Below are 13,598 nucleotides of genomic sequence, written 5' to 3'. Positions count from 1 at the left end.
GCGGCGCACCGACCGCCCCGCAGTGAGAACGAGCGTCCGTGCCCAGCGGCACGAACGACCCGCTCGAAAAAGCGACAAAGCCATACAGTGGCATTGTCGCGGCCGTCGGGTCGTCGCGACAGCTTGATCCGCAACGCTCCGCTGTGGACTGCGCCACGTTGCGCGTCCTCCGGTTCTGCCGTACCACACCCAGCCCAAAAGGGAGGTGTTTTCCGGACATTGGCCGACGAAGCGCCGGGTGACCGTAAGCGGTACGACGATCGGCCAGCCTACCGCGCGCGGTACGACAACAGGATCACCGGGCGGGCGAACCGGGTCAGGGCCGACGGTCCGCGAGAACCCCCGTGAGCAGGAACGCGACGCTCCGCTCCGTCTCCGTCCAGGCCCTGGTGTCGAGTTCGACGGCCTGCACGAGGGCGCACTCGACGCGGTAGTCGTGCTCGGTCAGGTCGCGGCCCACGAGTTCGGCGGCGTCCCGGGTGGCCGCATGGGTGACGATGCGCTGCGGGCGGCGGTCGGCGACCGCGGAGACGACGGCCGCTCCCCCGCCGCCGACCCGGACGACGTCCGGTTCCGGCAGGTTCTCCAGCACGTGCGGGGCGTCTCCGCGGACGATCTGGAGCTGGACCCCGTGCCGGCGCGCGGCGGCGTCGGTGCGGGCGCACGCCTGCATGTCCCGGTCGACGGCGATGACGGCGGCGCCCGCCCGCGCGGCGTCGGCGGCGAAGGCGCCGCTGCCGCAGCCGATGTCCCAGACGAGGTCGCCCGTCCGCGGCCCGAGGTGGGCCAGTTGGGCGGCGCGCAGCAACGGCGCCTCCCCCTCGCCCAGCCCGCCGCCGTAGGCGTCGGCGGGCAGGGTCCAGCCGCGCGGGCCGGCGCCCGGGTCACGGCCGGCGATCCAGCCGCCGTCCCCGGCGGCGGCCGGGACGGCGGGGCCGATGACGATGACGACGTTGGGGTCGCGCCAGGTGTGGTCGGCCGCCTTGTCGGAGGTGACGACGCTGACCTGCTCGCGGCCGGTGCCGAGTTCCTCGCAGACCACGAAGGTGCGGTGCACGCCCTCCATGAGCAGGCCGAGCTCGGCGGGACCGGCGCCCGGGGAGGTGAGGACGGCCACCTTGGTGTGCGCGCGGCACACGTTGACCGCCCGTCGCAGCGTGCGCCGGTGGGCGACGACCACCTGGGCGTCGTCCCAGGGCATCCCGGCGCGGGCGAAGGCGGCGGCGACGGCGGAGACGGCCGGGACGACCTCGACCTCCAGGCCGAACTCGGGTGCGCGCAGGGTCCGTACGACGCCGAAGAAGCCAGGGTCGCCGTCGGCGAGGACGACGGCGGTGCCGCGGTGGCCGGTGATACGGCGGGCCGCGAGCGCGACGCTGCCGAGCCGGATGCGTTCCGCGCCGGGCGGCACCTCGGGCAGCGCCAGGTGGTGGGCGGCGCCGGCCACCAGCGTGGCGGCGCTCAGAGCGGAGCGGGCCGCGTCGGTCAGCGGCGAGCCGTCCCAGCCGATCACCGTGACGCGGTCGGCCATCGTCGTCAGTCTCCCCCGGGTTCACGCAGGCAGCGGGCTCCGTGAGGGTACCTGGTCGGCGGGCGCGGGCGGCGGCGGTGACACCTGCGGCGGGATCAGTTCCAGTCGGTGTACGACGTGAATCCGCCGCTCTCCGCGAAGTGCTCGCCGCCGCCGTCCAGGTCCTCCGGGAGGAGGCTGTAGACGATGTAGTCGGTGCGCACCTCGTTCCAGGCGCCGTCCTCGGCGCGGGCGCGCGCTATGCAGGCGCCGCGCAGCACGCCCTCGCTGATGCAGCCGATCTTCTGCGCGACCTGCTGGGCGGCGGTGTTGTCGGCGGCCGTGCGCAGCTCGATGCGCTCGAACTTCTGATCGGTGAACAGCCATTGGGCGGTGGCGAGCGCCGCCTCGGAGGCGTAGCCCTCGCCGCGCGCCCAGGGGGCGATGATGTACGACAGTTCGGTGGAGCGCACGTGCCAGTTGGTCTTGGCGAGCTGGACGACGCCGACCAGGCGCTGGGTGAGGAACTCGGTGACCGCGAGGTCGAGGCCGCGTCCCGCGGTGCGTTCCTCGGGCGCGTACTCGGCGATCCAGCGGCGGGCGGCCGCCTCGTCGAAGGGCTGGGGCACGGCGGTCCATGCCGTGACCTGCTCGTCGTTCATCATGTCGGCCAGGGCGGGCACGTCGTCCTCGTCGAGGGGACGCAAGCCCAACCGCTCCGTGCTGATGGAGATGTTGGGGAAGGTGCTCGTCATGCGCCGCTCCGTAACCTTCGGGACCTCTGGTGAGACCTGCCGCCCCGTCAGGGCCGACTGAACTGCCCAGCATGCAGCATGTGGGCCCGGAACCCCACCACGGGGTCCACACCGGGTGAAGGCGCGGACCCCGTGCGTGTGCGTCGGGGGCGTGGGTCAGAAGGCCGCCACGACGGCTCCGTCGTACTTGTCCTCGATGAACTTCTTCACCTCGGCAGAGGTGAGCAGCCCGGCCAGCTTCTTCACGCGCGGGTCGCCCTCGTCGCCCTTCTTCACGGCGAGGAAGTTGGCGTACGGGTTGCCCTTCGCGGACTCGGCCACCAGGGCGTCCTTCGCCGGGCTGAGCTTGGCCTCCAGCGCGTAGTTGCCGTTGATCACGGCGGCGTCGACGTCGGAGAGGGAGCGCGGCAGCTGGGCCGCCTCGAGCTCCTTGAACTTCAGGCCCCTGGGGTTGGAGGCGACGTCCTTGGGGGTCGCGTCGTAGCCGACGCCCGGCTTCAGGCCGATGAGGCCGCCTGCCTCCAGGAGCTTCAGCGCGCGGGCCTCGTTGGTGGTGTCGTTCGGCAGGGCGACGGTGGCGCCCTTCTTCAGGGCGTCGAGCTTCTTGACGCTGCGGGAGTACAGGCCGAGCGGCTCGAGGTGCACCGTGGCGCCGGGCACGGCGACGATGTCGGTGCCGTTCTTCTTGTTGAAGTCGTCGAGGTAGGGCTGGTGCTGGAAGTAGTTGGCGTCGACCTCACCCTGCTGGACCGCCGTGTTGGGCGTGACGTAGTCCGTGAACTCCTTGACCTCGAGCTTGAGGCCGGCCTTCGCCACGAGGTTGTCCTTGATGTAGTCGAGGATCTCGCCCTGCGGGGTGGGTGTGGCGGCGACGGTCAGCGTGGCGTTCGCGTCGGCGCCGGAGTCCTTGTCCGAGCCGCAGGCGGTGAGTCCGAGGGTGAGGGCTCCGGCGGCGAGGACAGCAGTGGTGATCTTGGTGGTGTTACGCACGAAAAGTGCCTTTCCTGAAAAGGTGGTGCGGCCCCGCGTCGGGTGGTGCGGGGAGTCTGACGGGCGGCCCGGGGGCTCAGGCGACCTTGCCGACGTCGGCGGCGGCCGGCTCCTTCGCCTTCAGCAGGCGGAGCCTGGGGGCGGGGCCCGAACTGCCGCCGCGGCGGTGCAGGGCGCGGGCCGCGTGGTCGCCGGCGAACTGGATGAGCGAGATGACGACGGCGAGGATCGCCACCGTGATCCACATCAGTTCGGTCTGGAAGCGCTGGTAGCCGTAGCGGATGGCGATGTCGCCGAGCCCGCCGGCGCCGACGGTGCCGGCCATGGCGGAGTAGCCGATGAGGGTGACGACCGTGGTCGTGGCGCCGGCGACGAGGGAGGGCAGGGACTCCGGGACGAGGACCTTGCGCACGATCGTCCAGGTGTCGCCCCCCATCGACTGCACGGCCTCGACGAGCCCGCCGTCCACTTCGCGGACAGCCGTCTCGACCAGGCGCGCGAAGAACGGGATGGCCCCGATGGCGAGCGGCACGATCGCGGCCTCACGGCCGATGGTGGTGCCGGTGATCGTGCGCGTGAAGTTCATCAGCGCCACCATCAGGATGATGAAGGGCATCGAGCGGGCGACGTTCACGATCTGCCCGATGACCTTGTTGGCGAAGATGTTCTCGAGCAGCCCGCCGCGGTCGGTCAGGACCAGCAGGACGCCGAGCGGGAGGCCGCCGGCGACGGCCACGAGGGTGGACCAGCCGACCATGTAGAGGGTGTCCCAACAGGCCTGCGCCAGCAGGGGCTGCATCTCCGACCAGCTCACTTGACGCCTCCCTCGATGAGCGCGGGTTCCTGGGGCGCGTGGTCCACGACGTCGATCTGCAGGCCCTGTTCGCGCAGGAAGCCGATCGGCACGACGTTGTCCTCGTAGCGGCCGGGCAGCTCGATGCGCATCCGGCCGATCTGGAGGCCGCCGACGGTGTCGACTGCGGCGCCGAGGATCGATATGTCGATGTTGTAGGTGCGCGACAGCTGGGAGATGACGGGCTGGGTGGCGGCCTCGCCGTGAAAGGTGACGTCCACGACGGTGCGGTCGTGGTCGCTCGCATCGCCGCCGACCGGGAAGAGAGCGGCGGCCAGTTCGGAGCCCGGGGCGGCGAGCAGTTCACTGACCGTGCCGGACTCGACGACCCTGCCGTGTTCCATGAGCGCGGCGGAGTCGCAGATCGACTTCACCACGTCCATCTCGTGCGTGATGAGCAGGACCGTCAGGCCCAGCTGCCGGTTCAGGTCGCGCAGCAACTGGAGGATGGAGCGGGTGGTCTCGGGGTCGAGTGCGCTGGTCGCCTCGTCGGAGAGCAGCACCTTCGGGTCGCCGGCCAGCGCGCGGGCGATGCCGACGCGCTGTTTCTGGCCGCCGGACAGCTGCGCCGGGTAGGCCTTCGCCTGATCGGCGAGCCCGACCAGGTCGAGCAGCTCCAGCGCCCTGCGGGATCGTTCCTTCCCGGAGGAGCCGAGGATCTCCAGCGGCAGTTCGACGTTGTCCTGCACGGTCCGCGAGGACAGCAGGTTGAAGTGCTGGAAGACCATGCCGATCCGGCTGCGCGCCTGCCGCAGTTCCTTGCCGGCGCGGGGGCCCCGCCCGGCGAGCGCGGTGAGGTCCCGCCCGTCGACGGTGACCGTTCCGGCGGTGGGGCGTTCCAGGAGGTTGACGCAGCGGATGAGCGAGGACTTTCCGGCGCCGGACCGGCCGATGACGCCGTACACCTCGCCTTCGCGTACATGCAGGTCGACGCCGTCGAGGGCGGTGACCTCACGGCCGCGCGAGCGGTAGACCTTGGTCAGGCCCGTGGTGGTGATCACGTGGGGGTTTCCGTCACTGTCGAGTGCGCGGGCGTGGGTGTGCCCGGGCGCACGGATGCAGGCTGTCAGGACGCGACACGGTTCTCGCCGTGGCGGAAAGGGAACGGTGAGAAACATGCGCGCGGGGCGCGGCTCAGGTCATGTACGGCAGAGATGCGGCGTACGGACCTGCCACGGCGTCTCGCTTCGGGGCGCGAGCTCGGGGGTGGTGCGGGGGCCCTCTAGAAGGCGCACATTCGACACATGCAACGAGCACCGGGCGTCAGGGTCGCCTCGGTCGCACGGGTGCGGCAGCTCGTAGTGGTCATGAGCATCAGTAAAGCAGACGTACGGTGCTGACCAAGAAACAGCTGTCCGCATTCTGGACATCCGTGGACGGCCTTCGGCGTCCCCCGCCCCTGCACGGAGATCCCCGCGCCCCCGGTCGCGCGGGTCCCCGGGGCCGACCGCGGAGTGTCTGTTACGCCGTATTAAGGTCACTGCATGCTTGATGCCCTGACGGCGGCGACCGGCGCCGCCGCGTTGCTGCTCGCCGCCTGGTGCGGTTGGGCCGCCTACCGCGACCAGCCGACCAAGGACTGGCACTTCATCGGGATGGCCGTGGTCTCCCTGCTGGCGACGGTCCAGCTGGTGATCGGGATCGTTCAGCTGGCGCGGGGCGAGAAGCCGGAGCAGGGCACGACGCTGTTCGTGGCGTATCTGCTGGGCGCGTTCGCGTGCGTGCCGACCGCGGGGTTCATGTCGCTGGCCGAACGGACCCGCTGGGGTTCGGTGACGGTCGCCGCGGGCGGCGTGGTCCTCGCCGTGCTCGAGGTGCGGCTCTTCGACATCTGGGGAGGCTGAGATGGCGGCGGTGCAGGAGAAGCCGGACCGGCTGATCAGCGGGCCCGGGATGCTGCTGGTGTGGTTCTACGGCGTGATGGTGGTCGGCGCGGTGTCGCGGTCGGCGTACGAGATCGCCGCGCACTTCGACCGCGCGCCGCTGTCGTACACGCTGTCGGCGGTGGCGGGCGTGGTGTACGGCTTCATCACCTATTCGCTGGTGCGGGGCGGCGAGACGGCCCGCAGGGCGGCGCGGCTGTGCTGCGCCGCCGAACTCGCGGGCGTACTGGTCGTCGGGACCTGGACCCTGGTGCAGCCCTCCGCCTTCCCCGAGGCGACCGTGTGGTCCGACTACGGGATGGGGTACGTCTTCATCCCCGTGCTGCTGCCCGTGTCGGCCCTGTACTGGCTGCGCACCTCCCGCACGACTACGCCGTAGCCGCGTACTCCCCGGCCTGCTTCTCCAGGACGATCATCGGCACGCCGTCCGTGCCCTGCGAGGTGCCGACCGTCTCGTAGCCGACCCGGCGGTAGAGGCGGAGGTTGCCCTCGCTGCGGTGGCCGGCGAAAAGGCGGAACTTCTTGGCGCCGCGCTCGCCTCCCAGCGCCGACTCGGCGGCGCGCAGCAGCCGTGCGCCGATGCCGTGCCCCTGGAGGCGGGGGTGGACGCAGAGCTTGCCGATGGCGGCGGCGCCGTCCTCGGTGAGGGTGCCGCGTACCGAGCCGACCACCTCGTCGCCCAGCCGGGCCACGAAGACGCAGTCGGCGGCGAGTTCCTGCCGGACGGAGTCGAGGCTCTGGACGAGCGGGGCGATGCGGTAGTTCCCGTACAGCGCGGCTTCGCTCTGGAAGCACAGGTACTGCAGTCTGAAGATCTGCTCGGCATCCTGCTCGGTCGCCACCGAGATGGTCACGCTCATGCCCATGTGCGCACGCCTCTCGCTCACCTGATCGCCTGTGGTCCCTCACTCCTATCCCCGCACTTCGGGAGCCGCAACCTCCGGTGCGAGCAATCGGCGAAGACATCCCAGACATCTGGAACGTTCCGGTCCGAGACTGCCCTGTGAGATACCCAACTTCCCCGCGATCTCCCGGTAGGTGAGGTCCTCGGGCGAGAGGAGGGCCTGCAGAAGACGCGAGCAGCGACCGGGCAGCCGGTGCACGGCCTCGCGCAGGGCTCGATGGCGGGCGGCGGTCAGGGCCAGGTGTTCGGGTCCGCGTTCCGCTTCGTCGGCGGGCTCGGTCTCGTAAGGCTGTTCACGACGGGCGGTGCGGCGGGTACGGCGGACCTCGGCCCGGACGGCCCGGCGCAGCCAGCCCTCGGGATCTCGGGGCGGGCCGTCGGCGGCGAGGCGCTCGAGGAGACGGAGCCAGACGGCCTGCTCCAGGTCACCGGGTTCGGCGCCGGCGGCAGGGGCCTCCGCGGAGGCCTCCGCACTGAGCAGCGGGTGCAGGGAGGCGAGCAAGTCGGGGGTCATATGCCACACGATGCGGCGGCCCGGGCGGTCGGTTGCCCGGGCGGCCGACTGTCACCCCAACGAGGACTCAGCCGTTGACGAAGTCCGCGCGGGCCAGCACTCCGGTGTCCGGGTTGTCCGTGAAGACCCCGTCGATGCCGGTCGCGAAGTAGGTGCGGAACGCGCCGAAGGAGTCGCCGTAGGCATCCACGTCCGAGCCCTTGCGGAAGTCCGCGGGCAGGAAGGGGTTCTCGTTGCGCATGGTGTAGGGGTGCAGGATCAGGCCGACCGCATGGGCGTCCTTCACCAGGGTGGTCGGCCTGGTCAGGTTGCCGGCCGCGTCCTTCGGGATGACCAGGTCGAGGGTGGGTCCGATGCCCTGCGCGTACCCGGCGATCTCCCGCAGGCCGGCCCGCGTGATCAGGTCGGCGACGGTGCGCGGGTCGCCCGTCTCGACGAAGTCCCAGGGGCGGGAGCCGGCGGTGGACAACAGCACGACGAGCGGGTTGTCGACCAGCTTGTTCAGGCGCTGGATGCTGGTCGGCTCGAAGGACTGCAGGACGACCGGCGAGTTCTTCCTGTCCTTGCCGTACTTGTGCAGCAGTTTGGCGACCCGCTCCTCCAGTCCCAGGCCCTGCTTGCGGAAGTAGGTGGGGTGCTTGGTCTCGGGGTAGATCCAGACCTGTTTGCCGCGCTTACGGGTCTGCTCGTCCTGCCACTTGAGGACCTCCTCGAAGGTGGGGATCCCCCAACGGCCGTCGTAGAGCGTGTTGTGCGGGCGATTGGCCGGGATGCGCTCGACCGCCCGCAGTCTCTTCAGCTCGGCGAGCGTGAAGTCCTCGGTGAACCAACCGGTGGTGGGGACGCCGTCGAGCACCTTCGTCGTCCGGCGGTCGGCGAACTCGGGGTGGGCGGCGACGTCCGTCGTGCCGCCGATCTCCGGCTCGTGCCGGCAGACGAGGTGGCCGTCCCGGGTGGGGACGAGGTCGCCGGCCTCCACGATGTCGGCCCCCAGGTCGAGGGCGAGCTGGTAGGAGCCGAAGGTGTGCTCGGGGCGGTAGCCGCTGGCGCCGCGATGACCGATGACGGTGGGCACCGGAAGGCTCCTGAGGCCGCCTCCCCCGTGGCGTGCCTCGGCGGCCGCCGCCGTGCCGGACAGACCGAGCACGCCTCCGGCGCCGAGCACGGCCGCGCCCAGAAGCGCCCGTCGGCCGGTGCCGCCCGCGCGCGCCTGCTCGTTCGACTCCTGCGTGTCCTGCGTTCCCATGCGGGGCCTCCAGCCGTCGGCTCGTCCGTGCGGGCCGATGGTAGGGGCGTGGACATGACCTGCGGGAGACCTCGGCCCCAACACGCGGAGGACGTCGGACGGCACCTGGTGTACGCCGGGTGCGCGAGGTCGCCTACGACGGATGCGGTCCATGCGGTACGTCGAGGTGACGGGTCGTCGGACGCGGGGATTCGGCGCGGCCGGCCGGGGAACCCGTTCCGAGCCCTGGCACGGCGGTCCCGGTCGGAGCCGGGCGGCGCGCCGGACGCACGAGCGCCCGGGTCCTGGCGCGGCCCGGTCCTCGGGCAGCCCGGCGAAGGCTGCGGCAAGGCGCCGGCCCTCCCGTGTCGAGTGTGGTCCACCCCGTTCCGTGCGGATGACGGACGGGCTACGGGCGGGCGGCCATGCGGCCGTACAGGTAAACAAACGTCAACAGTGCGTAAGACCTGGGTGACCCGATGTGCGTCGGCCCCCGGCCCGCGAGTATCGTCCTCACCTGCACAGACTCATACCCTTTTCCCTTGACATCGGAGGGCTCGTTGTCGCGCTTCGCGCTCATCAAGGCAGTGCTCGGACCGGTCATGCGCCTGATGTTCCGCCCCCGGGTCGAGGGCGCGGAGCACATCCCGGGCGACGGCCCCGTGATCCTGGCGGGCAATCACCTCACCTTCATCGACTCGATGATCCTGCCGCTGGTGTGCGACCGACAGGTCTTCTTCATCGGCAAGGACGAGTACGTCACCGGCAAGAGCCTCAAGGGCCGGCTGATGGCCTGGTTCTTCACCGGGGTCGGCATGATCCCGGTGGACCGGGACGGCGGCCGCGGCGGCGTCGCCGCACTGATGACCGGACGCCGGATCCTGGAGGAGGGCAACGTCTTCGGGATCTACCCCGAGGGCACGCGGTCCCCCGACGGCCGTCTCTACCGGGGCCGTACCGGCATCGCGCGGCTGACGCTGATGACGGGCGCGCCCGTCGTGCCGTTCGCGATGATCGGCACGGACAAGCTTCAGCCGGGCGGAGCGGGCATGCCCCGTCCGGGCCGGGTGACGGTCCGCTTCGGCGAGGCGATGGAGTTCTCCCGGTACGACGGGATGGACCGGGACCGCTATGTGCTGCGCGCCGTCACCGACTCCGTGATGACCGAGGTCATGCGGCTGTCGGGTCAGGAGTACGTGGACATGTACGCCACCAAGGCCAAGGCTGCGTAAGCGCCTCCGACGGGGTGCGTCGACCGACGGGGTGCATCGACCGACGGGGTGCATCGTCGTCCGGTGCGGGGTGCGTCGTCCTGTGCGGGCGCGCCGGGGCCCGGAGGGCGGTGCGCCGCACCCCTCGGACTGCGGGACCTCCCTGGTGACGTGCGGGCGCCGTTCCGCGCGCCCGTGGCCCGCTTCCCTCAGCCGGCGGTCTCCAGGCGCTGTCCCCTGAGCAGGAACCACGCCGCCACCGCCGCCGCCAGCAGAACCGCCGCGCCCACTCCGGACGCCACCGCCAGGCCGTCGACGAAGGCCGCGCGGGCCGACGCCAGCATCTCCGCGCCCGCGGCCGGCGGCAGATGCCCCGCCGCCTCCACCGCGCCGCCCAACGACTCGTGCGCCTCTTGCGGTGTGCCGGCCGGGGCCGCGAAGCCCCGGTAGACACCGGTCACGATCGAGCCGAGCAGGGCGATGCCGAGCGCCGCGCCCAGTTCGTACGCCGTCTCGGAGACGGCCGAGGCAGCGCCCGCCTGGTTCTTCGGCACCGAGCCCAGGATGACGTCCGCGGTCACCGTGAAGGAGAACCCGGCGCCCACGCCCACCACCAGCAGGGCCGCGCCCAGCATGGGATAGCCGGTGGTCCCGGTGACCGTCGTCAGCGCGGCCAGCGCCAGGCCGATCGCCGCGAGACCGCAGGAGACCACGGACCGCACCGAGAAGCGGCGCGCCACGCGGCCTGCCAGCAGACCGGCCGTCACCGCGCCGACCGCTGCCGGCAGTTCGGCCAGCCCCGCCTCCAGGGGCCGCCTGCCCTGTACCGACTGCAGGTACTGGGAGAGGAAGAACACCAGGCCGGACATGCCGAGCACGGTCAGCAGGTCGGCCAGCACCGCACCGCTGAAACCGCGGCTGCGGAAGAGCCGCATGTCCAGCAGCGGGACCGGGAGCGCGAACTGACGGCGCACGAAGCCGTACAGCGCCGCGGCGCCGACCACGGCCGAGGCGAGGGCCTCGCCGCTCGGGCCGTGAGCGGCGACCTCCTTCACGGCGTACACGACGGCGATCACGCCGACCAGTGACAGCGTGACGCTGAGCAGGTCCCAGGGGCCGTGGTCGGGGTTCCTGGACTCGGGCAGCGTCTTCACGCCGACCACCACGAGCACCACCATGACGGGCAGATTGATGAGGAAGACCGAGCCCCACCAGAAGTGCTCGAGGAGGAATCCGCCCACGATGGGACCGACCGCGGTGCCCGCCGAGGCCGTCGCACCCCAGATGCCGACGGCCAGACTGCGTTCGCGCGGGTCGTGGAAGAGGTTGCGGATCAGGGCGAGGGTGGCCGGCATGAGGGTCGCTCCGGCCACTCCCAGCAGCGCGCGGGCCGCGATCATCGTCTCCGGCGACGTCGCGTAGGCGTTGAGGACCGATATCAGGCCGAACGCGGTGGCGCCGATCAGCAGGATCCGCTTGCGGCCGATGCGGTCGCCGAGGCTGCCCATCGAGACGAGCAGACCGGCGATGACGAACGAGTAGACGTCGCCGATCCAGAGCAGCTGGGCGCCGGAGGGTTCGAGGTCCTCGCTGATGTACGGGGTCGCGAGACCGAGGACGGTCGCGTCGACGGCCACCAGCAGCACGGCGAGCACGAGGACGGAGAGCGCCAGCCAACGGTCGGGGCGCCTCACCGCCTCGGTCGTGGTCGCCGGCTGCAGGGTGCTGGTCATGGTTCCTCTGTTCGTGAGCTGGGTCGGCCGGGTGAGCCGGATGATTCGAAGGATCGGGTGACGGGGACGGGGGCTGCTCGAGCCGGCGGTCCTGTGGCGGTGAGCTCGAGCTGCGGGCCTCAGGCGGTGGGGCACCGAGCAGCGGGCGGCAGGCCGGTCGTGCTGCCGGGCGGCGGGCGCCAAGCCCGTCGTGCCGCCGGACAGCAGGCCGCAGGTCGGTCGTGCCGCCGAGCAGCGGGCCGCAGGTCGGTCGTGCCGCCGGCCCTAGTGACGCAGTGCGCCGCCGAGCAACAGCTCGGTGATCATGTGGGTGAAGTCCTTGCCGGCGACCCTGCCCTCGGAGACCGCCCAGGCGCCGGAGGCCAGCAGGCCGTAGAGCGCCTCGGTGAGCCAGGCGGGGGTGAGGTCGATGCGGAACTCGCCGTCGGCCTGGCCGCGCCGGAACAGGGCCGCGATGCGCTCGTCGATCCTGGTCCAGCCCGGATTCTGCTGCTCGCCCTCGAACAGCTGGTTCTCGGTGTAGAGGAAGGCGAGCAGCGCGGCGGCCGGTTCGATCTCCCGCACCAGCCGGCGCACGGCGTCGGGCGCCGGGCCCTCGTCCGGTCGGGCCGCCTCGAGGGCGGACTCGCACTCCGCGATGCCGAGGGACTCCAGGGCGCGCACGAGCGCGTCGCGGCCGGCGAAGTGGCGGTGCAGCGTGGCGCGGCTGATCCCGGCCGCCCTGGCGACCTCGTCCATCGTCGCGGTGGACTTTCGGGTCAGCAGGGCCGCGGCACTGCGCAGCACATGGTCACGGTCGACAGCCATGAGACAAGAGTAACCCATGTGAGACATTCATGTCTCACCCTGGGCATGCGCGACTCACCCGAGGCGGTCGGGCGGGGATCCGCCGGACGCCGTGGGCTCAGTGCCAGGGCAGCCGGCTGCGCCGCTCCCAGTAGGCCTGCGGGTCCTCCGACAGCTGGGCCAACCGCTCCAGACGGTCGTCGTCGAGGTCGACGGCCGCCGCGTGCAGGTTGGACGCGAGCTGGGCGGTGGTCGCCGCGCCGGAGAGGACGACGCCGGCCCAGGGCCGGCTCAGGATCACAGCGAGCGCGACGGCGTCACAGCCGAGGCCCGTCTCCTGGGCAACCGCCTTGAGGGCGTCGGGTGCGGCCGGACCGGCGAGACGTCCGTTGGCCATGCCCTCCTTCACGATCACCGTCAGTCCGGCTTCGCGGGCCTCGGCGAGGGCCGGGCCGGCCGAGGTCTCCAGGAGGTTGTAGGTCGACTGGACGGTCCGGAAGAGGGGCTCGCCGTCGACCGTCACGGCGAGCGCGGCACGGATGGCGTCGGCCTGGGCGGGGCCGCTGGTGGAGAAGCCGACCGTGCGGCCGCGCGCCGCGGCCTCCGCCAGTTTCGCGTGCAGCTCCTTGTCGGTGAGGGCCGGGCTGTCCGGGGTCACCGAGTGGATCTGGTAGAGGTCGAGCCGGTCGCCGAGCAGGCCGTCCGTCTCCCGGCGCTGACGCTCGTAAGTGGCGAGGCCGTGGTCCTTGACCTCGTGCGTCTCGGCGTCCGCCGACCAGCCGGCCGTGTAGGTGTACCCCCATTTGCTGCCCACGACGGCGTCGTCGACGTCGGGCCGGGCGGCGAGCCAGCCCGCGAGGAACTCCTCGGAGCGGCCGTAGGAGCGGGCCGCGTCGAAGTAGCGGACCCCCTGGGCGTAGGCGGCGTCCAGGAGTTCGTGCGTCCGGGCGCGGAGCGCCTCGACGCTGCGGTCCTGCGGGAGGTCCCGGTCACGACCGAGGTTGAGGTAGCCGGGGCGGCCCACGGCGGCGAGTCCGAAGCCGATGTGGCAGGTGGGGGTGGTCGCTGAAGCGAGGCGGGCGAAGGGCATCGCGGGCTCCGTTCGGTCGGCTCCGGTACGGCTGACGACCAACGTAACCCGCGACGGCGCTCCGTTCGGCGTGCGGGGTGTGCGGGAGTGTGGAACGTCCGCGCGTGCGGGGCGCGTCGCGATCGCCCACGTCCACGTCCACGT

At 71.7% G+C, this 13,598-nt stretch carries 14 protein-coding genes; 3 read left to right on the top strand and 11 right to left on the bottom strand.

All coding sequences use genetic code 11. The annotated features are described in order from the left end of the window. Positions 1-316: 316 nt before the first annotated feature. From cbiE to ACN6LD_RS30450, 5 genes are all read right to left on the bottom strand, one after another. Positions 317-1,531, bottom strand: a complete 1,215-nt coding sequence (cbiE, locus tag ACN6LD_RS30470) for a precorrin-6y C5,15-methyltransferase (decarboxylating) subunit CbiE (RefSeq protein WP_319187476.1) — start codon at positions 1,529-1,531, stop codon at positions 317-319. A 95-nt stretch (positions 1,532-1,626) separates the two neighbouring features. Continuing rightward, positions 1,627-2,265 (bottom strand): GNAT family N-acetyltransferase, encoded by a 639-nt coding sequence (locus ACN6LD_RS30465; protein WP_319187478.1) that lies wholly within the window; start codon positions 2,263-2,265, stop codon positions 1,627-1,629. Between the two features lie 156 nt (positions 2,266-2,421). Further along, entirely contained in the window at positions 2,422-3,255 is an 834-nt protein-coding gene (locus tag ACN6LD_RS30460) for a MetQ/NlpA family ABC transporter substrate-binding protein (protein WP_319187480.1), read from the bottom strand. Positions 3,256-3,331: 76 nt separating this feature from the next. Further along, entirely contained in the window at positions 3,332-4,069 is a 738-nt protein-coding gene (locus tag ACN6LD_RS30455) for a methionine ABC transporter permease (RefSeq protein WP_319187482.1), read from the bottom strand. Further along, positions 4,066-5,109 (bottom strand): methionine ABC transporter ATP-binding protein, encoded by a 1,044-nt coding sequence (locus tag ACN6LD_RS30450; RefSeq protein WP_319187484.1) that lies wholly within the window; start codon positions 5,107-5,109, stop codon positions 4,066-4,068. The genes ACN6LD_RS30455 and ACN6LD_RS30450 overlap by 4 nt, the downstream gene beginning before the upstream one ends. A 483-nt stretch (positions 5,110-5,592) precedes the next feature. On the opposite strand from ACN6LD_RS30450, the gene ACN6LD_RS30445 reads away from it, so the two are divergent. Both ACN6LD_RS30445 and ACN6LD_RS30440 read left to right on the top strand, forming a co-directional pair. Then, the gene (locus tag ACN6LD_RS30445) at positions 5,593-5,952 is read left to right on the top strand and encodes a hypothetical protein (protein WP_319187486.1); all 360 of its coding nucleotides are present in this window, start codon (positions 5,593-5,595) and stop codon (positions 5,950-5,952) included. Between the two features lies 1 nt (position 5,953). Then, the gene (locus ACN6LD_RS30440; protein WP_319187487.1) at positions 5,954-6,370 is read left to right on the top strand and encodes a hypothetical protein; all 417 of its coding nucleotides are present in this window, start codon (positions 5,954-5,956) and stop codon (positions 6,368-6,370) included. Here ACN6LD_RS30440 and ACN6LD_RS30435 read toward each other — a convergent pair. The 3 genes from ACN6LD_RS30435 to ACN6LD_RS30425 form a co-directional block, all read right to left on the bottom strand. Continuing rightward, positions 6,360-6,857 carry a GNAT family N-acetyltransferase gene (locus ACN6LD_RS30435; RefSeq protein ID WP_057580404.1) on the bottom strand — a complete coding sequence of 166 codons (498 nt, stop codon included), beginning with the start codon at positions 6,855-6,857 and terminating at the stop codon, positions 6,360-6,362. The genes ACN6LD_RS30440 and ACN6LD_RS30435 overlap by 11 nt on opposite strands. Positions 6,858-6,902: 45 nt before the next feature. After that, on the bottom strand, positions 6,903-7,409 hold the full coding sequence (locus ACN6LD_RS30430) for an RNA polymerase sigma factor (RefSeq protein WP_319187489.1): 507 nt from the start codon (positions 7,407-7,409) through the stop codon (positions 6,903-6,905). 67 nt (positions 7,410-7,476) lie between these two features. Continuing rightward, a complete protein-coding gene (locus tag ACN6LD_RS30425) occupies positions 7,477-8,655 on the bottom strand; it encodes a glycerophosphodiester phosphodiesterase (protein ID WP_319187491.1) in 1,179 nt (392 codons plus the stop codon). A gap of 539 nt (positions 8,656-9,194) precedes the next feature. Here ACN6LD_RS30425 and ACN6LD_RS30420 point away from each other — a divergent pair. Beyond that, on the top strand, positions 9,195-9,866 hold the full coding sequence (locus ACN6LD_RS30420; RefSeq protein ID WP_107444933.1) for a lysophospholipid acyltransferase family protein: 672 nt from the start codon (positions 9,195-9,197) through the stop codon (positions 9,864-9,866). A gap of 188 nt (positions 9,867-10,054) precedes the next feature. On the opposite strand, the gene ACN6LD_RS30415 is transcribed toward ACN6LD_RS30420, so the two are convergent. The 3 genes from ACN6LD_RS30415 to ACN6LD_RS30405 all read right to left on the bottom strand — a co-directional run bounded on the left by ACN6LD_RS30415 (position 10,055) and on the right by ACN6LD_RS30405 (position 13,454). Beyond that, positions 10,055-11,578: an MFS transporter gene (locus ACN6LD_RS30415; RefSeq protein ID WP_319187493.1), complete on the bottom strand. Its 1,524-nt coding sequence runs from the start codon at positions 11,576-11,578 to the stop codon at positions 10,055-10,057. A 264-nt stretch (positions 11,579-11,842) separates the two neighbouring features. Then, entirely contained in the window at positions 11,843-12,385 is a 543-nt protein-coding gene (locus tag ACN6LD_RS30410; RefSeq protein ID WP_266723688.1) for a TetR/AcrR family transcriptional regulator, read from the bottom strand. 97 nt (positions 12,386-12,482) lie between these two features. Next, positions 12,483-13,454, bottom strand: a complete 972-nt coding sequence (locus tag ACN6LD_RS30405) for an aldo/keto reductase (RefSeq protein ID WP_445044878.1) — start codon at positions 13,452-13,454, stop codon at positions 12,483-12,485. Between the last annotated feature and the right edge of the window lie 144 nt (positions 13,455-13,598).

This window comes from Streptomyces sp. SAS_272, from assembly GCF_052543235.1.
This window is presented reverse-complemented; position numbering and strand designations above follow the sequence as displayed.

Bases quoted from the DNA above. Each gene is read 5' to 3' on its own strand.
- ACN6LD_RS30405 (WP_445044878.1), bottom strand. From the start codon at position 13,454: ATGCCCTTCGCCCGCCTCGCTTCAGCGACCACCCCCACCTGCCACATC.
- ACN6LD_RS30465 (WP_319187478.1), bottom strand. From the start codon at position 2,265: ATGACGAGCACCTTCCCCAACATCTCCATCAGCACGGAGCGGTTGGGC.
- ACN6LD_RS30445 (WP_319187486.1), top strand. From the start codon at position 5,593: ATGCTTGATGCCCTGACGGCGGCGACCGGCGCCGCCGCGTTGCTGCTC.
- ACN6LD_RS30435 (WP_057580404.1), bottom strand. From the start codon at position 6,857: ATGGGCATGAGCGTGACCATCTCGGTGGCGACCGAGCAGGATGCCGAG.
- ACN6LD_RS30440 (WP_319187487.1), top strand. From the start codon at position 5,954: ATGGCGGCGGTGCAGGAGAAGCCGGACCGGCTGATCAGCGGGCCCGGG.
- cbiE (WP_319187476.1), bottom strand. From the start codon at position 1,531: ATGGCCGACCGCGTCACGGTGATCGGCTGGGACGGCTCGCCGCTGACC.
- ACN6LD_RS30430 (WP_319187489.1), bottom strand. From the start codon at position 7,409: ATGACCCCCGACTTGCTCGCCTCCCTGCACCCGCTGCTCAGTGCGGAG.
- ACN6LD_RS30415 (WP_319187493.1), bottom strand. From the start codon at position 11,578: ATGACCAGCACCCTGCAGCCGGCGACCACGACCGAGGCGGTGAGGCGC.
- ACN6LD_RS30410 (WP_266723688.1), bottom strand. From the start codon at position 12,385: ATGGCTGTCGACCGTGACCATGTGCTGCGCAGTGCCGCGGCCCTGCTG.
- ACN6LD_RS30425 (WP_319187491.1), bottom strand. From the start codon at position 8,655: ATGGGAACGCAGGACACGCAGGAGTCGAACGAGCAGGCGCGCGCGGGC.